Source organism: Yersinia aldovae ATCC 35236, from assembly GCF_000173735.1.
GTDB classification, from domain to species: domain Bacteria; phylum Pseudomonadota; class Gammaproteobacteria; order Enterobacterales; family Enterobacteriaceae; genus Yersinia; species Yersinia aldovae.
This window is the reverse complement of the sequence record NZ_ACCB01000001.1, coordinates 106358-132586: the sequence shown is the minus strand read 5'-3', so window position 1 is coordinate 132586 and position 26229 is coordinate 106358. Positions and strand designations below refer to the sequence as shown.

The window sequence follows — 26229 nt, the reverse complement described above, 5'->3', positions numbered from 1 at the left end:
GAATGCCAGCCCTGCATCAAAAAGACTCACTCTTCGCGGGTGATACCAAAGTGTTTATAAGCATGGTTGGTGGCAATCCGCCCGCGCGGTGTACGCTGAATAAAACCTTGTTGGATTAAATACGGCTCCAGCACATCTTCAATGGTTTCCCGCTCCTCGCCAATCGCGGCTGCCAGGTTATCCAATCCTACCGGCCCACCCATAAATTTATCGATAACGGCCAGCAATAGTTTACGATCCATAAAATCGAAGCCTTCAGCATCGACATTCAGCATATCCAGTGCTTTCATCGCCACATCACCATTGATAGCGCCATCGGCCCGCACCTCAGCGAAATCACGCACACGACGCAACAGGCGGTTAGTAATACGCGGGGTTCCTCTGGAGCGGCGAGCCAGTTGGTGCGCCCCTTCAGCCGTTAGTTCTAGCCCCAGACACTTGGCACTGCGCGCGACGATATGTTCTAAATCGGCCACCTGATAAAATTCAAGACGCTGCACAATACCAAAGCGGTCACGCAGCGGAGAGGTTAAAGAACCGGCGCGGGTGGTGGCACCAATTAAGGTAAACGGCGGAAGGTCGAGTTTGATGGAACGTGCAGCCGGGCCTTCACCAATCATGATATCCAGTTGATAATCTTCCATTGCCGGATAGAGGATTTCCTCGACCACTGGTGACAAGCGGTGGATTTCATCAATAAACAACACATCGTGCGGTTCGAGATTGGTTAGCATCGCGGCTAAATCACCGGCTTTTTCCAATACCGGCCCTGACGTGGTACGCAGATTGACCCCCATTTCATTGGCAACAATATTAGCCAATGTGGTTTTACCCAACCCCGGAGGCCCGAATATCAGCACATGGTCCAGTGCATCACCACGCTGCTTTGCCGCCTGAATAAAGATTTCCATTTGTTCGCGAACATGCGGTTGCCCGACATATTCAGCCAACAGTTTCGGACGGATAGCCCGGTCAATGCTCTCTTCATCACTGATAACACTGGCAGAGATCAGGCGGTCTGCTTCAATCATCTTTTATAACTCACTTTATAATGCGGAACGCAGCGCATCGCGGATCAGGGTTTCACAATCTGCACCTGGTTTGGCAATTTTGCTCACCAGGCGGCTGGCTTCTTGTGGTTTATAACCCAGAGCCACCAGTGCAGAAGCGGCTTCCGCTTCGATATCAGCATCTGAGATTTGTGACGAATTGCTGGCAGGCAACTGAATATCACCGGTATTGTTGAACAAGTCACCATTGAGGCCTTTAAAGCGGTCTTTCATTTCAACCACCAGTCGTTCGGCCGTTTTCTTGCCAACACCCGGTAATTTTACTAGCGTGGTGATATCTTCGCGTTCAACCGCAGCCACAAACTGTTGCGCTGACATTCCGGAAAGGATGGCCAGCGCCAGTTTTGGCCCGACGCCGTTCACTTTAATCAGCTCACGAAACAGCGCACGCTCCTGCTTATCATTAAAACCGTACAGCAGTTGAGCATCTTCTCGCACCACAAACTGGGTAAAGATAATGGCTTCCTGCCCCACATTAGGTAGCTCATAAAAACAGGTCATGGGTAATTGGACTTCATAGCCAACACCGTTTGTTTCCAGCAGCACTAATGGCGGCTGTTTTTCCAGAATAATACCTCTGAGACGCCCTATCACGTTGACTCTCTCCTCGTTTACCCACATTCGGGTATAAACATAATGGCTGTTTATAGCATAAAAAAGGCTGGATGGATATCCAGCCTACAATAACAGTTAACCTGCTCGCATTAAAATATGGGTTAACGAATTCTGCCGCGCGCCAACACCATTTGGTCATTGCCCAATCGCAGGGTATTTTGGCTCAGATGGCAATGGGTTATGGCAATTGCCAGTGCATCTGCGGCATCCGCCTGAGGGTTGGCAGGCAGTTTTAGCAGTGAGCGCACCATGTGTTGCACCTGGCTTTTTTCCGCCGCACCGGTGCCTACTACCGTCTGTTTGACCTGACGGGCGGCGTACTCAGAAACCGGTAAATTCAGGTTTACCGCCGCCACAATCGCCGCACCACGCGCCTGCCCCAGTTTTAACGCTGAGTCAGGGTTCTTCGCCATAAACACCTGTTCGATAGCAAAAAAATCAGGTTGGAACTGAGTGATAATTTCAGTGACACCTGCATAAATCAGTTTCAGGCGAGTCGGCATGTCATCAACTACCGTGCGGATACAGCCACTGCCCAGATAGATGAGTTGACGACCTTGTTGGCGAATAACGCCATAACCGGTGACACGAGAACCGGGATCAATGCCTAAGATGATCGCCATGCCTGTTTGTTTACCTTGTTTGCCGCATTGCTTCTCAACGAGATAACGTTCGGTGAAATCGTTGGATAAAGGCATTACAGCCACACAAAATCTGTAATACCTCTAAAACACTGGCCACATCGCGCGGCCAGAGATGATGATATATCGCGTTAAAGAGTAGGATCAAACCACGCTGCGTTACAACGTTGCAGCCACTTCATCAGAGATTTCACCGTTATGGTAAACCTCTTGCACATCATCAGAATCTTCCAGCATATCAATCAAACGCAACAGTTTTGGTGCGGTTTCCGCATCCAAATCCGCTTTGGTTGATGGAATCAACGCAACTTCAGCACCTTCTGCCACCAGACCCGTTGCATCCAAAGCATCTTTCACCGCGCCCAGTGACTCCCAAGCCGTGAACACGTCAATAGCACCGTCATCATATACCACGATATCATCGGCACCCGCTTCCAATGCCGCATCCATCACGGTATCTTCAGCCAAACCTGGTGCGTAAGAAATGACGCCTTTTTTGGTAAACAGATAGGAAACAGAACCATCGGTTCCCAAATTACCGCCGGTCTTAGTGAATGCATGGCGGACTTCAGATACGGTACGGTTACGGTTATCACTCAGACATTCAACCATCACGGCAGTGCCGCCAGGTCCGTAGCCTTCGTAAATAATGGTTTCCATATTGTTATCTTCGTCACCACCAACACCACGGGCAATTGCGCGGTTCAGGGTGTCACGCGTCATATTATTCGATAACGCTTTATCGATGGCCGCACGTAAACGTGGGTTTGCACCGGGATCACCACCACCCAGACGTGCCGCAGTCACCAGCTCACGGATAATTTTAGTGAAAATCTTACCGCGCTTAGCATCCTGTGCCGCTTTGCGGTGTTTTGTGTTGGCCCATTTACTATGACCTGCCATAAATAACTATCTCCAAAAATACTAGCTTGAATAAAGAACATACTCTTCAATCGCTTGCTGATTACTCCAGGATTTAGTTAATGCTGCGGCATCTGCAGCATCTAACCACTGGTAGGCAAGATGTTCGGTGATAACCACATCCCGCTCTTCGGGTAACGCCAGACAGAACCAATGTTCTTTATTCCGCGTAACACCCGGCGCATAGCGACGGCGCAAATGCACAAAGAGTTCAAATTCCACACAACGCTGGCAGTCGAGTAGATCAAGGTTTTCACCCAGTATATCAATGCCGACTTCTTCCTTTACTTCGCGCTGTGCGGTTTGCCGCGGCGCTTCCCCTCTTCCAGACTGCCGGTCACCGACTGCCAGAAATCAGGATCATCACGCCGTTGCAACATCAACACCCGACCACTGGATCTGGCGTAGATAATCGCCAGTATTGATTCGGGGCGCTTATACCCGTCATCTTTCAAACTGCAAGTGTGTTGGCTTCGCTCAATCATCCGAATCACTTACCGGTGTAAGCTCATCGGGATTAATGAGCCTCATCCCTGAGGCTCCCCCTGCGGGCAGCATAAATGCTGTTCAAATCGGTTCCCGACCGATTTGTATCTTGCTTGCCGCCTTCTTGCATCTTGAAATCTATTGGGTATATATAATTCATTACTGATTCTCTTCTTCCGCTACGTCTGTTGCCCCTTTCTTCGCTACCACGCTGATAGACAGCTCTTGCAGTGAAGCAGGATTGGCAAAACTTGGCGCATCAGTCATCAGGCAAGCCGCAGCCGTGGTTTTCGGGAAGGCAATAACATCACGAATGTTATCAGTACCGGTCAACAGCATCACCAGACGATCCAAACCAAAAGCCAGGCCTGCATGGGGTGGGGTGCCGAATTTCAAGGCATCCAGCAGGAAGCCAAACTTCTCGCGCTGTTCGTGTTCATTGATACCCAGAATACCAAACACTTGCTGCTGCATTTCAGTGCGGTGAATACGCACTGAACCGCCGCCGACTTCATAACCGTTGATGACCATATCGTAAGCATTGGCAATCGCGGTGGTCGGTGCCGCAGCCAACTGCTCCGGACTCATGTCTTTAGGCGCGGTGAACGGGTGATGCATGGCAGACAAGCCGCCTTCGCTATCATCTTCGAACATCGGGAAGTCAACCACCCATAGCGGCGCCCAAGTGTTCAAGTGGGTCAATGCCAGATCACGGCCCACTTTCAGGCGCAATGCGCCCATCGCATCTGTCACCACTTTATAGCTGTCGGCACCAAAGAACAGGATATCGCCGCTTTCAGCCTGAGTGCGGGCCAGAATCGCTTCCAGCACGTCAGCACTGAGGAATTTCGCGATCGGGCTTTGTACGCCTTCAACGCCAGCGGCACGGTCATTGACTTTCAGCCATGCCAAGCCTTTTGCGCCATAAATGCTGACAAACTGACCGTATTCGTCAATTTGCTTACGCGTGACTTGCGCGCCACCTGGTACGCGCAGTGCTGCAACGCGACCTTTGGCGTCATTGGCCGGGCCAGAGAAGACTTTAAACTCGACATCTTTAACTAAATCAGCGACATCAACCAATTCCATTGGGTTGCGCAGATCCGGCTTATCAGAACCGTAACGACGCATGGCTTCAGCAAAGGTCATCACCGGGAAATCGCCCAGATCCACACCTTTGGTCTCCTGCCACAGTTCGCGCACCAGCTTCTCCATCACTTCACGCACTTGGTCGGCGGTCATAAAAGAGGTTTCAACATCGATCTGAGTAAATTCTGGCTGACGGTCAGCACGTAAATCTTCATCGCGGAAGCATTTTACAATCTGATAGTAGCGGTCAAAACCAGACATCATCAGCAGTTGTTTGAATAGCTGCGGTGACTGCGGCAATGCATAGAACTTGCCTTTATGCACCCGGCTTGGCACCAGATAGTCACGCGCGCCTTCCGGCGTTGCTTTGGTCAGCATCGGGGTTTCAATATCCAGGAAACCGTGGCTATCCATAAAACGGCGGACAAAACTGGTAATTTTAGCGCGCGTTTTCAGGCGGTCGGCCATTTCAGGACGGCGCAAGTCCAGATAGCGATACTTCAGGCGCTGCTCTTCGCTGTTGATCTGATTAGAGTCCAGTGGCAACGGCTCAGAACGGTTAATGATATTCAGTGTATTGGCAAAGATTTCCACTTCACCGGTCGACATATCTTTATTGATTTGGCTGTCGGGACGTGCGCGCACAGTACCGGCTATCTGGATACAGAACTCATTACGCAGTTCAGAGGCTTGCTTATAAGCCGCATTCTGATCCGGATCGAAGAATACCTGTACAATACCTTCGCGATCGCGCATATCGATAAAAATTAGGCCACCGAGGTCACGACGACGATTAACCCAACCGCAAAGTGTCACTTCCTGGCCTACGTGGGACAGATTCAACTGCCCGCAATACTCAGTACGCATACAATATCCTTTTACTCAGCCGATGCCGCACGCGTTCTGCACTCCGTGCGGCTGTTTTCTGATGAGCCCTAATTTGAGCCTCAGCTACTACTGTCTGGTTTACTCTTATTATCTGGTTTGTTGTTACTGCCCGGTTTGAAATCTGTCGCGTACCAACCGGACCTTGCAATTGAATGCCAGCCGCAGAGATAAGTTTCGTTAACGCGGGCTGATGACACGCAGGACATTGAGTCAGCGGCGCGTCAGAAAATTTCTGTAATTTCTCTAATCGATGGTTGCATGCGCTACACGCCCTATTTTATCCAAAAAAAGTCATATATAGGCATATATGTACAGGTATTAGGATTAAAGAGTGTTGAAAAAAGGGAGTCATTATAAAGGAAATTCGTGGCGTAGATAAGAGCGAACGCACAGCTCAGGCACGACAAAAACGTTTTCATTGCTGTTTTAACACATCATTTAACAAAATTATCCCCTCACAAGGTCTGTCCGATAACATTTGTTGGCATAAACTGGTCAACAGATGAAGTCTATCGTCCAGAATTTCTCCAATGATACCAAGGTATAACACCATGAAACTTGATGCAAAAACCACCGCATTGGTACTGATTGATTTGCAACAGGGAATTTTACCCTTTGCTAAAGCCCCTTACAGTGCAGAACAGCTCGTCACGACCAATGCTGGCCTGGCAGAACGCTTTCGCAAGCTCGGTGCCCCGGTGGTTTTCGTGCGCGTGGGTTGGTCAGACTCATTTGCTGAGGCGCTGAAACAACCTGTCGACCAGCCCAACCCTAGCCCGGCGGGACGTTTACCTGAGTCATGGTGGGCTTTCCCGCCAGAGCTGGCGGTGACAGATAGCGATATCAAAGTGATAAAACACCAATGGGGGCGTTTTACGGTACCGATTTAGATTTACAACTGCGTCGCCGCGGGATCAAAACCATCGTACTGGCGGGAATTGCTACCAATATTGGCGTTGAATCCACCGCCCGCGCCGCCTGGGAGCACGGTTATGAACTAGTGATTGCAGAAGATGGTTGCAGTACTGCCAGCGCTGAAATGCAGCAATTCGCGGTTGAAAAAATCTTCCCCCGCATCTCCCGCGTACGCAACAGTACCGAGATCCTTGCAGCCCTGAGCGCTTAACGTTAAATTTGTGCTAACAACGCGGCAACGTCTAGTAGCAATGGAATATCCAAACTAATTGGCGTTACAGCCAGGCAGCAAATGAAAAAATCCCGATGAGCTGACGTTGGTCAGTGATTCGGGTACGTGAATGCAGCTAACAACGCTGTAGCGCCAAGTAAGAAGGGTAAAAGATGTATATAGGACTGCCGCAATGGCACCACCCAACCTGGAACCGATTGGGTATCAAGGACTTGGCGGATTACAGCCGCTACTTTAACTGTGTTGAAGGAAATACTACTTTTTATGCACTGCCACGGCTGGAAATAGTACAACGCTGGCACGATATGACACCCGATAACTTCCGCTTTTGCTTTAAATTCCCCTCTACCATCAGCCATCAAGCGGCCCTGCGTGACTGTGATAAAGATTTGCAGGCTTTTTACCACTGTCTGGCCCCATTGCATGACCGCATTGGTCAGTTGTGGTTGCAGTTACCCGCCGCTTTCGGGCCAAATGAGTTGAATCGTCTGTGGCAATTTCTCGATAAATTACCTGTGGGTTTCCATTATGCGGTCGAAGTGCGCCATCCTGAATTTTTTGCCAAAGGGTCCGCTGAGTTAGCCCTTAATCAAGGCTTACACCAGCGTTCAATCAATCGGGTGATATTAGATAGCCGCCCTATTCATGCGGCAAAACCGTCAACCGCTGCGGTGCGTGATGCGCAAAGTAAGAAGCCACGTTTGCCGGTTCATGCCGTGGTCACCGCCGGCCAGCCTCTGGTGCGGTTTATTGGTGGTGACCAACTGGATGATAATCTGGCGCTATTCTCACCGTGGATGCAGAAACTGCCCTTGTGGGCACAGCAATATCAACCTTATGTCTTCATCCACACCCCCGATAACGGTGACTCGCCACAGCAGGCACAGAAGATTTGGCAGCACCTGGCCGCGCTGATACCAACATTAGCCGCACCACCGGATTGGCCTGAGCAAGAGACACTGTTTTAAGTTCATCTTTCCAGACACTAAACACAACCTAAAGAAATGACATTCTGTCCATTTTTCTAGCGACAGTAACCCAGTGTGCGGTTATCATTATTCGGCCGGTCTATGTTGGGCAATGGAGTTGAAAATGGTTAGCTCGCTTTATGTGGTGTTGGGCGCACTGTTATTGATCAAGCTTTCATTTGATGTGGTTAAATTGAGAAACCAGTACCGAGTCGCTTATGGCGACGGTGGCTTTTATGAATTACAGACCGCCATCCGTGTACATGGTAACGCTGTAGAATACATACCTATTGCTGTCATTTTGCTCATTATGATGGAAATGAATGGTGCCGAGACCTGGATGATCCATATTTGCGGATTAATGCTGATAACCGGTCGCCTGTTGCATTATTACGGTTTGCGTCATCGTGAGATTCGCTGGCGTCGCTCGGGGATGAGTGCCACTTATGTTTCTTTGGTTTTAATGGTTATTGCAAATACTTACTATTTACCTTGGGATCAGGTTTTTAGTTTGACCTGATCCGCGTAGCAGTACCTGCTCTGTTTATCTGTATTCTACGTTCAGGCATCCAGAACAACCGCAAGTCCGGGCGGCTTATGGCCGCCTTCATGATTAATCCCCACGGGCTAAAACCACTTTATCGCGCTTATTTGTACGGCTTCCTGCTCTTATTGGTGCCACTTTCTGCTATAGTATGCGGCTTAAATTTCTTGTTTATTCCAAAGACAGTCATGCCAAACCGCGACACTCAATCTCAAAACGATGCGCAACAGCCGTCTGAGGCTATAAAGCCACTGCATGACAGCTTATTTGCGGCACCTATTGCCAAATTAGGTGACTGGACCTTCGACGAAAAAGTCGCTGAAGTGTTCCCCGATATGATCCAGCGCTCGGTCCCCGGCTATTCCAATATTATTTCGATGATTGGCATGTTGGCAGAGCGTTTTGTGCAACCCAATAGCCAGGTTTACGATCTTGGCTGCTCGCTCGGTGCAGCAACACTGTCAATGCGTCGCAACATAAAAGCAGATGGTTGCAAAATTATCGCAGTAGATAACTCATCGGCGATGGTTGAGCGCTGCCGACGTCACATTGATGCTTTTCGCGCAGATACGCCGGTTGAGGTAGTTGAAGCTGATATTCTGGATGTCCGGCTGGAAAATGCATCCATGGTGGTGCTGAATTTTACGCTGCAATTCCTTGAACCGGCCGATCGTCAACGCCTGCTTAATCAGGTCTATCAAGGGTTACGCCCCGGCGGTGCGCTGGTGTTATCTGAAAAATTCAGCTTCGACGATAGCGATGTCGGCGAATTGCTGTTCAATATGCACCACGACTTTAAACGCGCCAATGGCTACAGTGAATTAGAAATCAGCCAAAAACGCAGTATGTTAGAAAATGTTATGCTGACCGACTCCGTAAAAACCCATAAAAAACGCCTACATCAGGCCGGTTTTGAACACACAGAAGTATGGTTTCAGTGTTTTAATTTTGGTTCACTGATTGCCCTGAAAGCAGGGGAGGCGCAATGATAGATTTTGGCGATTTTTACCGGCTGATTGCCAAAGGCCCATTAAGCCCGTGGCTAGACACCCTGCCCGCCCAACTTAGCGCCTGGCAGCGTGAATCGCTGCATGGCAAGTTCAAAACCTGGTTTAACGCCGTAGAGCATCTACCCCAACTCACCCCTACCACGTTGGAGTTACGTGATGGCGTGCGTGCTGACATGTCCCCGCCAATTTCCGTCGGTCAGCGTGAAGGCATGGAGAATATGCTGCGCACGCTGATGCCGTGGCGCAAAGGCCCCTTCTCTTTATACGGTTTAGATATTGACACCGAATGGCGTTCCGACTGGAAATGGCAGCGTGTATTGCCGCACATTAGCCCACTGGCAGGTCGCACTATTCTGGATGTCGGCTGTGGCAGCGGATATCATTTATGGCGCATGATTGGCGAAGGTGCCCACCTGGCGGTGGGAATCGATCCCATGCAGCTATTTTTATGCCAGTTTGAAGCCATTCGCAAACTGTTAGGGGCCGACCAGCGCGCGCATTTACTGCCATTGGGCATTGAGCAACTGCCCGAATTAGCGGCTTTCGACACGGTGTTCTCAATGGGGGTGCTTTATCACCGTCGTTCACCACTGGATCACCTCTATCAGCTTAAAAATCAGCTCGTTAGCGAGGGTGAATTAGTGCTTGAGACGCTAGTGGTTGAAGGCGATAGTCAGCAGGTATTGGTGCCAGGTGATCGTTATGCCCAGATGCGGAATGTGTACTTTATTCCGTCAGCGCCAGCCTTGAAAGCCTGGTTGGAGAAGTGCGGGTTTGTTGATGTCAGAATCGTTGATAGCGCAGTGACGACCACTGAAGAGCAGCGCCGTACCGATTGGATGACCAGCGAATCATTGGCTGAATTCCTTGATCCGCAAGACCCGAGTAAAACCGTGGAAGGCTACCCGGCCCCACTCAGAGCGGTATTAATCGCTCGTAAGCCGTAACGCGTAAACGCCCCGACTTGATAGGCCGGGGCGTTCTAATCAGGCTATAGCGTTAAGCCCGCAGGTTCTAAGCACTGCGTGAAAGTGGCGTGCCCATTACCAATAAACTCTTCATCGCCTCAACCACTTCGCCATCCACACAGTAATGAGCGAATTCATCGACATCACTGTCTGCGCACATGGTGACACCGGCTTTACGGTATTTCATGGTCGATGGAATGGTGCGGCCAGCAGAACTGTGCAACTCGCGAATACCCGCATCAATAAATTTCTGCATATTAGTCAAACGAACCCCGGCACCAGCCATAATAACCGGCCCACTGCATTGCGTCGCGGCAACCAAATCTTTCAGTAAGGATAAACCCAACTCTGCGTTCTGCTGCTGGCCAGAGGTAAGAATACGTGCAACGTTCAAATCGGCCAGTTGTTGTAACGCGATCATCGGGTTTTGGCACATATCAAATGCACGATGGAACGTGACAGCCAGTGAGCCACTGAGGGACATGATTTCCCGCATCCGTGGCATGTCAATATGGCCGTCAGTATCCAACACCCCGACAACGACGCCGGCAAACCCCAGATCACGAATCCGGGCAACGTCATTTTTGATGATAGCAAAATCATTATGGCTATAACAAAAATCACCACCGCGAGGCCGCACGATCGGATGAACCGGTATCGTGACGGTTTCTCTGGCCTGCATTAATGCACCGACGCTAGGCGTTAACCCCCCTTCAGACTGACCGCAGCATAATTCAATCCGGTCGGCTCCTGCCTTTTCTGCTATTTGCGCGCAATCGACGCTATAGCAACAAATTTCCAATATAGTCATTTTTTCCCCCGTTTGACGGATCTTACTGCGACAGTGGGTGCCCCCTGCTATCTGGGGTATATAAACCACCTAACAATTTCGCTACTGAATAAAACAAATATCGAATGACAATTTTCAATCTAAAAACAATGTCACATTAAATCGGCAACCGCACTCACTCAGCCATGCTGAAGTGTTGACTATGGCACTCATTTTAAATTTATGAGTAGACGTCAGTCACAGGGACAACCATAAGTGATAATCAATATCGAAATAAATAACCCATAGACGTTAGCGACACTGCTCGCTGGCGACAATCTGACGTAACGTATAAGGGTGAAATTTAATCGTTATCTGACCATCGGTGACAGCCAATGTCGGGTTTGGCAATCGCTCATCCTCCCCTTGCGGCGAACTAAACTTTACGCTAACTCCTGCGGGCAATTCATCGGGTAATAGCGCGCGGGCGCGTTGCATCAGGGTTTGTGCATCTCCTGGCAAGACTAACTCAATGTGCTCCCACCCCTGATGAGGATAATGGGTTTTGCCCGGATAAGGCAATTCAACACAATCAATCTGCCACGGCCCAACAACCAGAGGCTGTGCTAAATCGAACAAGCAAATTGACCGTCCATTAATTTGTGTCTCGGACATCAAATAACCACAATGTTGTAATCCACGACGCCAACGCTCGGCAGTTTCAGTTTGATGGCAACGCAATGAAATATGGTCAGCCTGGAATTGTGCCAAATCCAGTTTTAATTTAGCCGCGAAGCGCGACAGTTTTTGCTCAAACCGGGGTTGGTCTGTTAATAAGTCCTGCAACTCAGCGATATCTTTCAGGGCGCGCATCTGACTCTCCATGCTGATGGATATTTAGGGATTTTAAGCGGCTATAATTTACCTTTATTCCAACGCAGCAGCCATGTTTTATCTAAGCGTTTCTTTATTATGGATTATGTATTGCTAATAAAATCACCACTTGGCTTGAGTTTAATGCTCTGCAAAGACCTGATGCTGACGTCGATAATCAAATATGGTATAAATCCTGACATATTGTGGCTAACACTCTACCTGACCGCCGCCCCATACGCTTTGCCATGTGGGGGCAGGTCTTGTTTGAATTAACTGGCACAGAGATTTCTGTGCGCAATTAATAACTCTTTCGTGCGTAATTAAGGTAACTCGGTGAATATTCAGGCTCTTCTCTCAGATAAAGTCAGCCAGGCGCTGATTGCAGCAGGTGCTCCGGCGGAGTGCGAAGCACAAGTTCGCCAATCTGCCAAAGTGCAATTTGGCGATTATCAAGCAAACGGCGTGATGGCCGTGGCCAAAAAACTGGGTATGCAACCACGGCAACTGGCAGAAAAAGTCATTGAGCAGCTTGACCTCACCGGCATTGCCAGCAAAGTTGAAATTGCCGGCCCTGGTTTTATCAATATCTTCCTTGACCGCCAATGGGTTGCAGAAAAAGTTGAGTATGCGCTAACCGCACCGAAACTCGGCGTTGCACCGGTCGAACCGCTGACGATTGTAGTTGACTACTCAGCCCCCAATGTCGCGAAACAGATGCATGTAGGCCACCTGCGCTCAACCATTATTGGTGATGCGGCGGTACGAACTTTAGAGTTTTTAGGCCATAACGTCATTCGAGCCAACCACGTCGGCGACTGGGGCACTCAGTTCGGCATGTTGATTGCCTATCTGGAAAAAATGCAGAATGAAAATGCCAGTGATATGGGGCTATCGGATCTGGAGCTTTTCTATCAACAAGCCAAGAAAACCTATGACGAAGATGAAGAATTTGCCAAACGTGCCCGCGCTTATGTGGTGAAACTGCAAGGCGGCGATGAGTATTGCCGTGCAATGTGGCGCAAGCTGGTAGATATCACGATGGCGCAAAATCAGATTGCCTACAATCGCCTAAATGTCACCCTGACCCAAGACGACGTTATGGGTGAAAGCCTGTATAACCCAATGCTGCCGGGGATTGTCGCTGACCTGAAAGCCAAAGGGTTGGCGGTCGAAAGTGAAGGTGCAACTGTTGTCTATCTGGATGAGTATAAAAATAAAGACGGCGAGCCAATGGGCGTTATCATCCAGAAAAAGGATGGCGGCTACCTCTACACCACCACAGATATCGCCTGCGCCAAATACCGCTACGAAACACTCGGGGCTGATCGCGTACTGTACTATATCGATAGCCGCCAGCATCAACATCTGATGCAAGCCTGGACTATCGTACGCAAGGCAGGGTATGTGCCCGAGTCGGTGCCATTGGAACACCATATGTTCGGCATGATGCTGGGCAAAGATGGCAAACCGTTTAAAACCCGTTCAGGTGGCACCGTTAAGTTATCCGATTTGCTGGATGAAGCCATTGAGCGTGCAGGCAAACTGATTGCCGAGAAAAACCCAGATATGCCAGCGGATGAACTCAAGCAAGTGGTTGAAGCTGTTGGTATTGGCGCGGTGAAATATGCAGATTTATCTAAAAGCCGTACCACTGACTATATCTTTGATTGGGATAACATGTTGGCACTGGATGGCAATACCGCACCTTATATGCAGTATGCTTACACCCGCGTGATATCGGTGTTTAAACGTGCCGGCATTGATGAGAGCAGCCTGACACTGCCATTGGTCATCACCGAAGAGCGTGAAGCGTCGCTGGCAACCCGCCTGTTGCAGTTTGAAGAAGTCATTACTGCCGTAGCCCGCGAAGGTACTCCGCATGTAATGTGTTCTTATCTGTATGATTTGGCAGGGTTGTTCTCCAGTTTCTACGAACACTGCCAGATCCTGAATGCAGACAGCGAAGAGAGCCGTCAAAGCCGCCTTAAGCTGGCAATGTTAACGGCAAAAACATTGAAACAAGGTTTGGATACGTTGGGTATTCAGACGGTCGAACGGATGTAGTTTTTATTACGACAAAATACAAAAGGCCCCGCAGGGCCTTTTGTTATTACTGACAAATCAATGAGTTCTACGCGCAAAATCTCGCACTTTAAATCCAAGTAACGCCAGCGCCGCAAAATAGGTAATAACCCCTGCCGCTACCACTGCCGATAAGCGCAACAAGCGGTAAGCCATGCCACCCACATCCCATTCAGGCATCACCCATAGCAACCCTAGCAGAACGACCGACATCACCACCACACCAATCACCAGTTTAGTCAGGAACACCGCCCAGCCCGGTTGCGGTTGGAAAATCTTCTGCTTGCGCAACTGCCAATAAAGCAAGCTGGCATTCAGGCAAGCCCCCAGACCAATAGACAGTGATAGCCCCGCGTGTTTGAGCGGGCCGATAAAGATTAAGTTCATCACCTGAGTCAATATCAACGTGATAATGGCGATTTTTACCGGTGTTTTGATGTCCTGACGGGAGTAGAACCCCGGAGCCAACACTTTTACTACAATCAGCCCCATCAGGCCGACGGAGTAAGCCACCAGCGCGCGTTGCGTCATAGCCGCATCAAAGGCGCTGAATTTACCGTATTGGAATAACGATACCGTCAGTGGTTTGGCTAAAATCCCTAGAGCCACGGCACTGGGCAGAGCCAGCAAGAAACACAGACGCAACCCCCAATCCATCAATCTGGAATATTCATCGTGGTTGCCACTGGAAAAACTCTTCGCTAACGACGGCAGTAAGATGGTGCCTAATGCCACTCCCAGCACACCCGATGGAAACTCCATCAAACGGTCCGCGTAATACATCCATGAGACTGAACCTGAAACCAAGAATGAAGCAAAAATAGTGTTAATAATCAGAGAGATTTGACTAACCGAAACACCGAGAATAGCAGGCCCCATTTGGCGCATCACTCGCCAGACCCCCGCATCTCGCAGTGACAGGCGTGGTAACACCAACATGCCTATCTTCTTTAAATGAGGCAGTTGATAGCCCAATTGCAGCACCCCACCCACCACCACCGCCCAGGCCAGTGCCATCACCGGCGGGTTAAAGTACGGCGCGGCAAAGAGCGCAAAACCGATCATGCTGACATTAAGGAAAGTGGGGGCAAACGCCGGTATGGAGAATCGGTTCCAGGTATTAAGAATTGCACCGACCAAGGAAGCCAGCGAGATCAACAGGATATAAGGGAATGTCACCCGTAGCAGGGCGGAGGTCAGCGCAAACTTATCCGGTGTATCGGTAAAACCGGGGGCCGTGATAAAAATGACCCAAGGTGCTGCCAGCATCCCCAATACGGTGACGACAGCCAGTATCAAGGTTAACAAACCGGAGACATAAGCGATAAAAGTGCGTGTCGCCTCCTCACCCTGTTGGCTCTTATACTCCGCCAGAATCGGTACGAATGCCTGAGAGAAAGCTCCCTCGGCGAAAATGCGCCGCAGTAAGTTAGGCAATTTAAATGCCACAAAGAAGGCATCCGTTGCCATCCCTGCCCCAAATACCCGCGCCACAATAGCATCACGGGCAAAGCCCAATACGCGGGAAAACATGGTCATGGAACTGACCGCAGCCAATGATTTAAGTAGATTCATATATTTTTCTGCTGGGCTTCTGATCTGTCTGTAGACCTGTTTTCGATCTGTTTTTTAAAATACGCCGTAAACACTCACACCTGCGCACAGCAGGCATCATATTTACCCAATGCTGGCTACACCGATGGAAGCGAGCCTAAGGCTGTTTTAGAACAGGCGTCAGTTTACGTATCCGCACATAAATAGCCACAGCAAGGTGTAACAGATTGCTGATACCAATAGGCTTTTCAGCCGGTGTGATTGCGCCCGTTATCCTTCGGCGTGCTGTTGTAGGATTCGCTCAATCATGCGTTGTGCGTAAATGGCTTCCTCACCTGAAACCTGTGGTGCCGTTTGGTTACTGGCAGCGGTAATAAAGTGATGCACTGCGCCAGTAAAGCCCCGCTGCTCCAGTGTGGTTTGCCAGCCAGGGACGGGGATATTGATGACCTGCCCCTCCGACTCCTGTTGCCATTGGCGCATATCCGTAACCTGATAGCAGGCACCGCGACTGACCGCGTGCACACTTTCACGCTGAGTTCCAGCCTGACGATGCATACTGGTGGTGATCAGGCAGTCAGCCTGCTGAAAATGATGTTCGGCATACAACATCTGCCCTTGGGCATTAACCTGTACTCGCCCAGTACCCAGTTTTGCGCCTGCGCCACCTAACCACAATGCCGTATCGACCACATGCAGGTAATCATCAATCAGGGTAAAGCGGGCATCATTTGGCCCGATGCTATCTTGACGATGCTTCTCCATTCGCAGTGAGGCCGGGGTGGCCAACCATTGCTTAAGTTGTTGATATAAAGGTGCAAAACGGCGATTAAAGCCTACCATCAGCGCCAAATGCTGTTTAGCGGCCAGTTGAATCAATTGTTCGGACTGGTCAAGTGTTTCAGCTAATGGCTTATCAACATAGACATGCTTGCCCGCTTGCAGTAACGCTCTCACCACCTGAAAGTGACTGGTGGTACTGCTGTGGACAAAGACAGCATCACAATCAGCGGCTAACGTGTCCAACCGTGAGAAATAGCGCATCCGGTAGCTGTCGCAAACGGGTTGCGCTTTGGCCTGATTGGGGGAAAACGCCCCAACCAACTGCCAGTCTCGTGCTTGCGTCAGGATAGGTAAATAGGCCTTTTGCGCAATGCCGCCCAGCCCCACAATACCAATCCTTATCTTTTTGCCCACAGCTAACGTTTTTATCAAATTCATATCAATCATCCAGTTGGAGCAGCACTTCATCCAGGCGGCGAGTCAGTGCAGTGACCTGCTGCTCAAGCTGGGCAACTCTGGCTTCAAGACTATTTACGCTGCTTTTATCGCCCTCATCTACGGCCGGAGCTGTAGCCACATCGCCACTGAATAAATGCATAAAGCGGCTTTCACGCTTACCCGGTTCACGCGCCAAACGCACCACAAATGGCCCATCTTCACGCAGTGACAATTGGGTCAGCACCGCCTCCGTTTCTGCTACATCAGCAAACTCGTACATCCGGCTGGTGCGGGTGCGTAACTCACCCGGTGTCTGTGCGCCACGTAATAATAGGGTGGTCATTACCGCAACTTCGGCAGGAGAGAATTTGAGATTGCCAAATTCAGAATTGCAAAAACGCTGCTCGTACTTCATTACCCGGTTGCCGCTTTGGGTGCGGATAAGATGCTTTTTCAACAGAAAATCCAGCGTTTGCTGCACTTCTGTGTCGGATAACTCCATCACCGGTTCACGGTTGGTTTTCTGATTACAGGCGATGGTTACGCCATTGAGCGACATCGGATATTGCTCTGGCGTTGTCACTTGCTTTTCCAGCAAACTCCCGATAACTCTGGCTTCCTGGGCGTTTAAAATATGTTTCATCCTGACCTCAGCGAGTTGGCGTCCATTCTTGGTGAGTCAAAGCCGTCAGCACATGATCGCGCCACTGGCCATCAATCAATAAATAATCTTTGGCATAACCTTCGCGCTCAAACCCCAAACGTTCCAGTAAGCTGCCACTGCGATGATTATGCGGCATATAATTCGCCATAATACGGTGCATCCGCTCTTGCCGCTGCATATAACGAATCAACGGTTGCAGTGCTTCAAACATTAACCCCTGCCCCTGCCAGCGCTCACCCAGCGAATAACCGAGAAAACAGGCATGAAACGAGCCGCGCAATATGTTGCTAAAATTAGCCACTCCACGCACTTCTTTTTCTTCTGGGTCCAGCAGAATAAAGTAATAAGCACTGCCCTGCTTTTGCAGTTCCATAATCATGCCCAAGCGCGCTTGCCAGCCCGAAGGCATACAATGACTTTGATCACGCACCGGTTCCCACGGTTTGAGAAATGCCTGATTCTCCGCGTAAAACTCCGCCATTCGGTAGGCATCACGCTCATGAACCAGCCGCAGTGACATACGATCCGTCGTCAGGCGTATTTTAGGTATTGCTGAATGATAGCCGAACATCTGCTCCCCTTGGGCTGCACGCGGTACTCAACGGAACCGAAATCTGTTTTGATCAATATACCTGCTGCAAGGGCACGGCGTAAAATGCCCTTTATCGCCTGTTACTATTAAAAACCATAAATTCAAACACTGAACGGCTAAAACCGTATTTTATTATGAAACAGTCGATGAGGTAACGTATTGACGATAAAAAATATTATCTGTCTACCCTCTATCGTTTCTATCAATTTCGGTACAAACTATAAGCGTGATTTGTATCCCCCTTTTCTGATTTCTGACGGTGAAGCATGGCTTTGGTATCACAGGCTCGCAGCTTGGGTAAGTATTTCTTATTGCTTGATAACTTGTTAGTTGTGTTGGGCTTTTTTGTCGTTTTCCCACTCATTTCTATCCGGTTTGTCGATCAACTTGGCTGGGCAGCGGTCATTGTTGGCCTTGCGTTGGGGTTGAGACAACTTGTACAGCAAGGATTAGGCATCTTCGGCGGCGCAATTGCCGACCGGTTCGGTGCCAAACCGATGATAGTCACCGGTATGTTGATGCGAGCCGCCGGATTTGCTTTTATGGCGATGGCAAATGAGCCTTGGATACTGTTGCTCTCCTGTGCGCTCTCAGGGTTAGGCGGCACGCTGTTTGACCCACCGCGCACCGCGCTGGTAATTAAGCTGACCCGCCCGCATGAACGTGGCCGTTTTTACTCTCTGCTCATGATGCAAGACAGCGCCGGCGCGGTGATTGGTGCATTGATTGGTAGCTGGCTGCTGCAATACGACTTCCACTTTGTTTGCTGGACTGGCGCGGTTATTTTCGTCTTAGCGGCGGGCTGGAATCTGTGGTTACTCCCCGCTTATCGCATATCTACCGTGCGTGCGCCGATGAAAGAGGGCCTAATGCGGGTGCTGCGTGATCGCCGCTTTGTCACTTACGTCTTGACACTCACGGGCTACTATATGTTGTCAGTACAAGTGATGCTGATGCTGCCTATCGTGGTCAATGAAGTTGCCGGATCGCCGGCCTCGGTAAAATGGATGTACGCGATTGAAGCCGCACTGTCACTGACCTTGCTATACCCGATTGCCCGCTGGAGTGAAAAACGTTTTCGCCTGGAGCAACGTTTGATGTTCGGGCTACTGATCATGACGTTAAGCCTATTCCCAATTGGCCTGATTACCCATTTACAAACACTATTTATGTTTATCTGCTTCTTCTATATGGGTTCCATTATCGCTGAACCGGCGCGTGAAACCCTCAGTGCGTCTCTGGCGGATTCCCGTGCTCGTGGCAGCTATATGGGCTTTAGTCGCCTTGGCCTGGCACTGGGTGGCGCATTAGGCTATACCGGCGGGGGGTGGATGTACGATACTGGCCGAACACTGGAAATGCCAGAATTGCCGTGGTTCCTGCTGGGGGTTATCGGTTTGATTACGTTGGTAGGGCTTTACTGGCAATTTAATCAGCGGCGCATTGAGTCTGCCATGTTGAGCGGCAGCTAGCCATTTAGATACCCGCGGGCACGGTTTCTCTGGGCTCTCCCCGCAGTTAACTGATTCAGGGTTATCCGATTGGCAGAGCCAATTTCTTGTCGCACTATTCGCCGCCACAACACAACCGTAGCTGAACAAACACGGTTAATAATACAAAATGACAAACTTAGCGGTTACTATTGGCTAAGTTTATCTGTTTGAATAGTGCTTATTGCCATGAGGTTTTAATGAATAAATTGATGTGGGGCGCTGCTGCGCTGATCGTGACAACCACACTGGTCGGCTGCAATCAACTGACTCAGTACACCTTGAGCGAGCAGGAAGTAAATGAATATCTGCAAAAACATAATAACTATGAAAAGCAGATTGGCATTCCTGGGCTGGTTGACGCTCATATCACCCTGACACAGTTACAGAGCCAGATTGGTCGTGCTGAACCGGGCAAAGTGACGTTAACCGGTAATGCGAAAGTGGATATCACCTCGATCCTCGGCCCGCAGAGTGCGGATATGACGCTGACATTAAAAGCGCAGCCGATATTTGATCGTGAAAAAGGAGCTATTTTCCTGAAAAACATGGAGTTAACCGATTACACCGTCAAACCGGAAAAAATGGACTCGGTAATGAAAGCGTTAACGCCCTATCTGAACCAATCGTTGAAATCCTACTTTGATCAGCAACCCGCTTACGTACTGGACGCCGATAAGAGTAAAGCTGAAGGCATGGCGAAAAAACTGGCTAAGGGTTTAGAAGTGAAACCGGGCCAATTAGTCATCCCCTTTACTGACTAGCAGCACGGCTTGCCTACAAGACAAAGATTGATACATCCTCACGTATTGGCGTTACCGTCTGGCTGCAAACCAATAAACTCCGAATCACTGACTCAAGTCAGTGATTCGGGTGAATGAGAGTGACTAACGCCGTTGCAGCATCAAGCAGGAAGGGTATCTTCTGATAACTCATCCCACATTGCTTGCAACGCTTCACGGCTCAACTGTGCCAAGGTACGGTAGAAACCCGTGGTGGCGTGGGCTTCGACTTTACCAAGAAAACGGCCACACCAAGGCAATAAATACTCGCTAAATAAGAGGGTTTGTGCTGAAATTTCGTCCTCAGCCGCTTGGTCTTCCAGCCACGAGGCTTCCAGCAATAAGCCGCCAAAATGGTCCGTTGGACCGTCACCTAGTGGCATCCCGCGTTGTTGCAAAAATGCGCGGACTTCTGCTTCTTGGGGTGCGTCTTCATAATCAGAGCCATAAGGTGAGACACTGCATTCCTCCCCGACAAACAAGGCGCGGTAATCAGCGATTAACGCCGCTGGCTGGTATTCCCGTTGCAGACGCGCCAACAGCTCACCTTGCTCCAACGGCCAATGCTGTTCCAACTTGCCTTCGCTTACCAGTGCAAACAGCGGCTCAAGCAGTGGATCTTGTGGCTGACGGTAGAACAGTGAACCAAGCACCCGGCAAACCAGTGAAAAATCATTCATTTACATCTTCCTGTGTTCTATTTATTTTTGTATAAGTCTAACGGTGACAACGTCACATAATAGATTATAAATCAGCTAATTCAGCAATTGCAGGGCGACCGCGTTGTTCAAGGTAATTCAGTAGACGGCGCGGGCTAACATTTAGGACACGCTCTTGCGGGAAATTCACTTCATCAATAATGCGTTCACAATGTTCAAAAACCCCTAATGAATAAGCAATATGGGAATCAGACCCTAACGCCAACCAACCCCCGGCATCCCGCACCGCTTGCGCAATTGCGCGGCAATTCGCTTCGCTGCCCTTTCGGGAATGCGAGAAAGATGAGTTGTTTAATTCCAGAGCCACATCATATTTGGCAGCGGCTGCGGCAATGGCCTGAATATCAACCGGGTATTTAGGGTTACCGGGGTGACTGATAATATGCACATGACCTTGCGCCATGGTGGCAATCATTGCCTGCGTATTGGCGGCTCTGTCTTGCGGCGGGAATACCGGCTCATGGAAACCAGCAATAAGCAGATCGACCGCGTCCAGCATCGGGCCGGTACAATCAATATCACCGTCCAGATTCTTAATATTGGCTTCGATACCTCGCAAAATACCCACCCCATCTACCAGCCGTGGCCACACCCGCATATTCATAAAATGCCAGTAATGCGGCGCATCAGCCATATCGGGGCCATGATCAGTAATGGCAAACAGTTTGATATTTTTCAGTTTGGCTTCGGCGATATAATCGTGCAGGGTACTGTAAGCGTGGGTACTGGCAACAGTATGCATATGTAAATCAACAGGATACATGACTACTCCACAAAGTCTTTTAAGGAGAGAAGGCTTTTTTGCAGGCAAAGCATTGTTCGCTAATGATAGCAGGAATTCTTCTCATCGGCTGAGCTAAAAAAGTGGTTTTGCCTGATTGCCCCTTCCCCTTAGCGGCAAAAATACCCCCATGATATTTCACGTTTTATATGTGTTGGGAGCCTTTCTACCGCTCAAATTATTTAGAGTTTGCGCCTTAAATCAGTAACCTCGAGCCACATCAACTAACCCGACCGGCGCCCTACCTGCCTCAATTGCCTGAATATTGGCCACCACCTGATCCATTGCTATTTCAGGTAACGTTATTGCGGCTATATGCGGTGTGAGGGTAATCCGTGGATGAGTCCAGAAAGGGTGCATTGGCGGTAATGGCTCTTCAGCAAACACATCCAATGTGGCAGCAGCGACCCTCCCTACCTGCATCGCAGCTAATAAATCGCACTCCAATAAATGCGCACCACGAGCAACATTGATCACATAAGCATTGGCGTTCAACTGCGAGAACAGCGGCTGGTTCAGTATTCCGGCTGTTTCTGGTGTATTGGGTAGCAGATTAATCAGCAATTGGGTCCCCTGGAGGAATGCGGGCAACTGCTCATGACCAGCAAAGCTGCCCACACCATCAATATTTTTCGCTGTGCGGCTCCAACAGCGAACGGTAAAACCGAACTCAGTCAGTTTTTGGGCAACGCTCTTGCCTAATACTCCAGCCCCTAAGATTCCCACCGTGAATTGATCATGGTGATGAGGTTGTAATGGTTGCCAGAGCTTTTGCTGTTGTTGCAATTGATATTCATCCATCCGACGAAAATAACGCAGGGTGCAACCCACAACATATTCCTGCATTTGCAATGACATACCGGTATCTTCCAGCCGTATTAGTGGCACACCTGCCGGTAATATACCAGGATGGCGGCGTTGTTGACCCAAAATGGCATCGACACCGGCACCCAACGCAAAAATGCCTTTCAACGCAACTCGATTAGCCAGCATTTCATGAGGCGGTTGCCAGACCAGCGCATAGTCGGCAGGCAGAGAATCACCGCGCCGCCACTGCCTGACCTTAGCCTCCGGCAGGCGAGATTGTATGCCAGACAACCACTGTTTTGCTTCAAAAAACGGGTGATAAAAAATAATGTTCATGATTTGCCAGCTCCTTGCGAAAGTACCGGCTAGATTTCCGCGCTTTATCGTGAGATGCAAGCGCTACAAGCAAGAAATGTCGATGAAATCAGCAAATTGCTGCAACTTTGACTCAATATAATTAAAGCGGGTAGAAGAGGCTTGACGCTGGATGCACTTTTGCCTACATTACGCCGGTCAGCGGTTGTATACCGTTAAACGATATTGCAGTACCACGGTGAGGTGTCTGAGTGGCTGAAGGAGCACGCCTGGAAAGTGTGTATACGCGTAAGCGTATCGAGGGTTCGAACCCCTCCCTCACCGCCATATTTAGCCAGTAGATAGATTTCTTCGCAGTAAAGAAGCCTTTGGGCAGCCAAAAAAAGCGGCAACCGGTAACAAGCCTGGTTAATACCAGAGCCTGTTCGCTGGATTGCCGTTTTTTGTTTTCTTGATAACCCTTTCCTTAAAAAGGCCCATAGATCAAAGTCATTTTTCCTGAGCATGACACAATAAATATCAATATAGCAATTGCCTCATAAGACCACTATTAATTGGTTATATTGACACCTAAAAAAGTGCTACAAATAAGGTGGAGAACATTTCAATCCTGTTATATTTACCAGCGAGGCAAAAATGAAAATAAAAAAATTTGCATTTTACCACCTTACTATTAGCGCTGTATATCAGCCCATTATCAGCATCTCCATTAATTGTAGCTCATCGAGGGGGAACTGCCGATTTTCCAGAAAATACACGCTATGGCATTAGTCACGCTATATTAAATAAAGCTGATATAATTTGGATCACCGTTCAACTCACTAAAGATGGTGCCTTAGTGCTGTATCGACCCACAGATTTAAAGGAGTTAACTGACGGTAACGGCCCTATTTCAGACCATTCTTGGGAAGAATTACAGCAATTAGATGCAGCCTATCATTTCAAACAGGATGATCAATATATTTACCGCAGCCGGGGATTTAAAATCCCTTCATTACATCAGATACTTTTATCATTCCCGAAAACAAGATTTTTTATAGATATAAAATCTCCTGATGCAGACCCTGAAGTAATAGTAAATGTCATAACAGAACTGAGAGAGAGCATCCTTTCATCTAACAGAATTACCTTCTATTCTACTGAGAAAAAATATCTGAATGCCTTACCTGATTATATTAATAAGTTTGAGTCACGCAATAAAACCCGCAAGATTTTAGCGAATGCTGTTATGGCCAATAAGTGCATTCTTACCAAGAACTGGAGTGATGGACATACCCGCCGTAAAAATAAGCTTTATGCATTTGAATTAAAGCGTGATGTGAAAGTTATAGAGACATTTACACTTGGCAAAGGAACGACACGGACGCAGTTAGTTTGGAATCAACAGGCAATGGACTGTTTCAAAGAAAGTGGCGACGCAAAAGTTTTGCTGATCGGTATAAATTCGGCCGAGGACTATCGGATAGCTACAGAGCTGGGAGCCGATTATGTGATGGTTGACTCCCCACAACAGGCAAAAATGTGGCGTTAAAGCCACCTGATTTGCCTGTGATTTACGCTATCTGCACGCAGAATAACCAGATAGTTGGTAACGGATAAATACTGCTTGACCCACAGGCCGCCGATCCCTATAGTACCGCCCCGTTGCAGTGCTTAGCGTTGTGACGTAACGGTGAGGTGTCTGAGTGGCTGAAGGAGCACGCCTGGAAAGTGTGTATACGCGTAAGCGTATCGAGGGTTCGAACCCCTCTCTCACCGCCATATTCGAGCAAAAGGCTCTGACGAAAGTCAGGGCCTTTTTCTTTGCCAGATTTGCCAGAAATTCTGATTCCAGTCATTGCTATGAGCGCCGCCGCCTTTCTTCCCGAAAATGACGGTCACCCAGTGGCGAGAATGGCATTAACCGGCTATATACCACCTGATTACGTCCCTGCCGCTTCGCCTGATAAAGCGCTTCATCAGTCATTTTCAGCGCTTTCAACATCGACATTCCAGGCAGATAAAGTGACGCACCAATGGAGATCGTGGCTTTTATCTTGCGCCCATCAGGTAATAACACGTCTAAACTCTCAACCCGTTCGCGGATACGTTCAGCCACTGATTTAATGGTTTGTGGATCATAGCTGCGAGTAATAACGATAAATTCTTCACCGCCATATCGCCCAATGAAATCCTCATCGCGCACGGCATGACTCAGCAATGCCCCAACGGTCGTCAGCACGATATCACCGCAATCATGGCCATAAGTATCATTAATCGACTTAAAATGGTCGATATCCAAAATCATCAATCCGCAAGCCTGACGGCGGTTATGAATCGTTGCCAGCCGATAATCAGCACTTGCCCGATTATTTAACTGAGTTAACTTATCGATATTGGCCCGATCTTTCATCGTAAAGTAGGTGTAAATATGACGTTCTTTGAAATCTAGCGCGTGATAGCAGATGGCCAGACAAAGAGCAGAAATAAACTGATAGATAATAATCTGTGTCCAGATCAGCTCATGTTTGACGATTAAAGCAGCGACAGCAATGTGGTAAATAGCAATTAATATAATGGCTATATAAAATATATAGTTACTTTTTCGTTCCCATACACGAAATAACACCAGTGGAATAAATACTATTGTTATCAATATATTATCTAGCGTAACCCAACTGGTAAAGGAGAAGTTGATCAGTATCGCTGTCAGCCCACTTAACCAACCGCCATAGAATGTGACCAAAACAATAGGGATCAACTCAAAACTGTAGAAAAACGAACCAGAGATTACCCATTGATCCTGATTAAGATAAAGGGAAACCAGCCCTGATACGAGGCCGTATACAATACGTTTCCAGACCTCACCGTTATAGGAAAAAGGGCTGTTTTTACTCAATGCAAAATAGCTTATAGACAGGGTTGCGTAGGTCACGCAAGCATCGCTGTACAATGCAAAAAGAGAGTCTAATTCGCTCATGGCGTCGCATTAGCCTTGTGAATTTCCAACGTAGGAGTTACCTGACATTGATAGTTCTGATTGATCAGTAAAATTAAATCTGATTTTACGTTGAATTTATTCATCCACAGCCTCGAACATTTAGCACCTACATTTGAGATGGTTTCTAACCTATATCTTAGCCGTGAGATAGGCTTTATTCTTGAATAATTTCATTATGAGACCGCCCTTCTCTTTCATCTAACAAGATATATCCGAATTACGACCTGATTACCGTATTCAGTAACTTGGC

General features: G+C 48.8%; 24 protein-coding genes, 2 tRNA genes and 2 pseudogenes. 11 read left to right on the top strand and 17 right to left on the bottom strand.

Annotated elements, in window-relative coordinates:
• Positions 1-26: 26 nt before the first annotated feature.
• The 7 genes and pseudogenes from ruvB to YALDO0001_RS22490 all read right to left on the bottom strand — a co-directional run bounded on the left by ruvB (position 27) and on the right by YALDO0001_RS22490 (position 5924).
• Positions 27-1031: a Holliday junction branch migration DNA helicase RuvB gene (gene ruvB / locus YALDO0001_RS00560; RefSeq protein ID WP_004699021.1), complete on the bottom strand. Its 1005-nt coding sequence runs from the start codon at positions 1029-1031 to the stop codon at positions 27-29.
• A 15-nt stretch (positions 1032-1046) separates the two neighbouring features.
• Positions 1047-1664, bottom strand: a complete 618-nt coding sequence (ruvA, locus tag YALDO0001_RS00555; protein WP_004699018.1) for a Holliday junction branch migration protein RuvA — start codon at positions 1662-1664, stop codon at positions 1047-1049.
• Positions 1665-1786: 122 nt separating this feature from the next.
• Positions 1787-2308 (bottom strand): crossover junction endodeoxyribonuclease RuvC, encoded by a 522-nt coding sequence (ruvC, locus tag YALDO0001_RS00550; protein WP_042839214.1) that lies wholly within the window; start codon positions 2306-2308, stop codon positions 1787-1789.
• 177 nt (positions 2309-2485) lie between these two features.
• Positions 2486-3229 carry a YebC/PmpR family DNA-binding transcriptional regulator gene (locus YALDO0001_RS00545; protein ID WP_004699015.1) on the bottom strand — a complete coding sequence of 248 codons (744 nt, stop codon included), beginning with the start codon at positions 3227-3229 and terminating at the stop codon, positions 2486-2488.
• Positions 3230-3250: 21 nt separating this feature from the next.
• A pseudogene (gene nudB, locus YALDO0001_RS00540) lies at positions 3251-3732 on the bottom strand (dihydroneopterin triphosphate diphosphatase).
• A 160-nt stretch (positions 3733-3892) separates the two neighbouring features.
• On the bottom strand, positions 3893-5689 hold the full coding sequence (aspS, locus tag YALDO0001_RS00535) for an aspartate--tRNA ligase (protein ID WP_004699010.1): 1797 nt from the start codon (positions 5687-5689) through the stop codon (positions 3893-3895).
• Positions 5679-5924 carry an FmdB family zinc ribbon protein gene (locus tag YALDO0001_RS22490; RefSeq protein ID WP_231583150.1) on the bottom strand — a complete coding sequence of 82 codons (246 nt, stop codon included), beginning with the start codon at positions 5922-5924 and terminating at the stop codon, positions 5679-5681. Before YALDO0001_RS22490 ends, aspS begins: the two co-directional genes overlap by 11 nt.
• 337 nt (positions 5925-6261) lie before the next feature.
• Between YALDO0001_RS22490 and YALDO0001_RS00530 the strand changes: the two are divergent.
• The 5 genes and pseudogenes from YALDO0001_RS00530 (at position 6262) to cmoB (ending at position 10326) form a co-directional block, all read left to right on the top strand.
• A pseudogene (locus YALDO0001_RS00530) lies at positions 6262-6836 on the top strand (hydrolase).
• A gap of 173 nt (positions 6837-7009) precedes the next feature.
• Entirely contained in the window at positions 7010-7825 is an 816-nt protein-coding gene (locus tag YALDO0001_RS00525) for a DUF72 domain-containing protein (RefSeq protein WP_004699002.1), read from the top strand.
• A gap of 124 nt (positions 7826-7949) precedes the next feature.
• Complete coding sequence (locus YALDO0001_RS00520) at positions 7950-8345, top strand: MAPEG family protein (RefSeq protein WP_042546016.1); 396 nt, start codon at positions 7950-7952, stop codon at positions 8343-8345.
• A 212-nt stretch (positions 8346-8557) separates the two neighbouring features.
• Positions 8558-9358 carry a carboxy-S-adenosyl-L-methionine synthase CmoA gene (gene cmoA / locus YALDO0001_RS00515; protein WP_042839213.1) on the top strand — a complete coding sequence of 267 codons (801 nt, stop codon included), beginning with the start codon at positions 8558-8560 and terminating at the stop codon, positions 9356-9358.
• On the top strand, positions 9355-10326 hold the full coding sequence (gene cmoB / locus YALDO0001_RS00510; RefSeq protein WP_042839179.1) for a tRNA 5-methoxyuridine(34)/uridine 5-oxyacetic acid(34) synthase CmoB: 972 nt from the start codon (positions 9355-9357) through the stop codon (positions 10324-10326). Before cmoA ends, cmoB begins: the two co-directional genes overlap by 4 nt.
• Before the next feature lie 67 nt (positions 10327-10393).
• On the opposite strand, the gene cutC is transcribed toward cmoB, so the two are convergent.
• Together cutC and YALDO0001_RS00500 are read right to left on the bottom strand one after the other, a co-directional pair.
• Positions 10394-11158 (bottom strand): copper homeostasis protein CutC, encoded by a 765-nt coding sequence (gene cutC / locus YALDO0001_RS00505; RefSeq protein ID WP_042839178.1) that lies wholly within the window; start codon positions 11156-11158, stop codon positions 10394-10396.
• A 270-nt stretch (positions 11159-11428) separates the two neighbouring features.
• Complete coding sequence (locus YALDO0001_RS00500; RefSeq protein WP_042546020.1) at positions 11429-11989, bottom strand: VOC family protein; 561 nt, start codon at positions 11987-11989, stop codon at positions 11429-11431.
• A gap of 336 nt (positions 11990-12325) precedes the next feature.
• Here YALDO0001_RS00500 and argS point away from each other — a divergent pair, with 336 nt between their 5' ends.
• A complete protein-coding gene (argS, locus tag YALDO0001_RS00495; RefSeq protein ID WP_004698990.1) occupies positions 12326-14056 on the top strand; it encodes an arginine--tRNA ligase in 1731 nt (576 codons plus the stop codon).
• A gap of 57 nt (positions 14057-14113) precedes the next feature.
• Here argS and murJ read toward each other — a convergent pair whose 3' ends face one another.
• The 4 genes from murJ to rimJ form a co-directional block, all read right to left on the bottom strand.
• Positions 14114-15649, bottom strand: coding sequence for a murein biosynthesis integral membrane protein MurJ (gene murJ, locus YALDO0001_RS00490; RefSeq protein WP_004698989.1), 1536 nt, complete (start codon positions 15647-15649; stop codon positions 14114-14116).
• A gap of 249 nt (positions 15650-15898) precedes the next feature.
• On the bottom strand, positions 15899-16849 hold the full coding sequence (locus YALDO0001_RS00485) for a Gfo/Idh/MocA family protein (RefSeq protein ID WP_004698987.1): 951 nt from the start codon (positions 16847-16849) through the stop codon (positions 15899-15901).
• A 1-nt stretch (position 16850) separates the two neighbouring features.
• Positions 16851-17492 carry a YceH family protein gene (locus YALDO0001_RS00480; protein ID WP_004698984.1) on the bottom strand — a complete coding sequence of 214 codons (642 nt, stop codon included), beginning with the start codon at positions 17490-17492 and terminating at the stop codon, positions 16851-16853.
• Between the two features lie 7 nt (positions 17493-17499).
• Positions 17500-18084 carry a ribosomal protein S5-alanine N-acetyltransferase gene (rimJ, locus tag YALDO0001_RS00475; RefSeq protein ID WP_042839176.1) on the bottom strand — a complete coding sequence of 195 codons (585 nt, stop codon included), beginning with the start codon at positions 18082-18084 and terminating at the stop codon, positions 17500-17502.
• 287 nt (positions 18085-18371) lie between these two features.
• On the opposite strand from rimJ, the gene mdtH reads away from it, so the two are divergent.
• Positions 18372-19577, top strand: a complete 1206-nt coding sequence (mdtH, locus tag YALDO0001_RS00470; protein WP_004698981.1) for a multidrug efflux MFS transporter MdtH — start codon at positions 18372-18374, stop codon at positions 19575-19577.
• Positions 19578-19795: 218 nt separating this feature from the next.
• On the top strand, positions 19796-20359 hold the full coding sequence (locus tag YALDO0001_RS00465) for a lipoprotein (protein WP_042839175.1): 564 nt from the start codon (positions 19796-19798) through the stop codon (positions 20357-20359).
• A 140-nt stretch (positions 20360-20499) separates the two neighbouring features.
• Here YALDO0001_RS00465 and YALDO0001_RS00460 read toward each other — a convergent pair whose 3' ends face one another.
• The 3 genes from YALDO0001_RS00460 to ghrA form a co-directional block, all read right to left on the bottom strand.
• Positions 20500-21057 (bottom strand): TorD/DmsD family molecular chaperone, encoded by a 558-nt coding sequence (locus YALDO0001_RS00460; RefSeq protein WP_004698977.1) that lies wholly within the window; start codon positions 21055-21057, stop codon positions 20500-20502.
• A gap of 64 nt (positions 21058-21121) precedes the next feature.
• Complete coding sequence (locus YALDO0001_RS00455; protein ID WP_004698975.1) at positions 21122-21859, bottom strand: phosphatase; 738 nt, start codon at positions 21857-21859, stop codon at positions 21122-21124.
• 219 nt (positions 21860-22078) lie between these two features.
• Positions 22079-23020, bottom strand: a complete 942-nt coding sequence (gene ghrA, locus YALDO0001_RS00450; RefSeq protein ID WP_004698971.1) for a glyoxylate/hydroxypyruvate reductase GhrA — start codon at positions 23018-23020, stop codon at positions 22079-22081.
• A 216-nt stretch (positions 23021-23236) separates the two neighbouring features.
• On the opposite strand from ghrA, the gene YALDO0001_RS00445 reads away from it, so the two are divergent.
• From YALDO0001_RS00445 to YALDO0001_RS00435, 3 genes are all read left to right on the top strand, one after another.
• Positions 23237-23326 (top strand) — tRNA-Ser (locus tag YALDO0001_RS00445).
• 325 nt (positions 23327-23651) lie between these two features.
• The gene (locus tag YALDO0001_RS00440) at positions 23652-24530 is read left to right on the top strand and encodes a glycerophosphodiester phosphodiesterase family protein (protein WP_004698969.1); all 879 of its coding nucleotides are present in this window, start codon (positions 23652-23654) and stop codon (positions 24528-24530) included.
• Between the two features lie 140 nt (positions 24531-24670).
• Positions 24671-24760 (top strand) — tRNA-Ser (locus YALDO0001_RS00435).
• A 79-nt stretch (positions 24761-24839) separates the two neighbouring features.
• Here YALDO0001_RS00435 and YALDO0001_RS00430 read toward each other — a convergent pair.
• On the bottom strand, positions 24840-25958 hold the full coding sequence (locus YALDO0001_RS00430; protein ID WP_042839174.1) for a GGDEF domain-containing protein: 1119 nt from the start codon (positions 25956-25958) through the stop codon (positions 24840-24842).
• Positions 25959-26229: the final 271 nt, after the last annotated feature.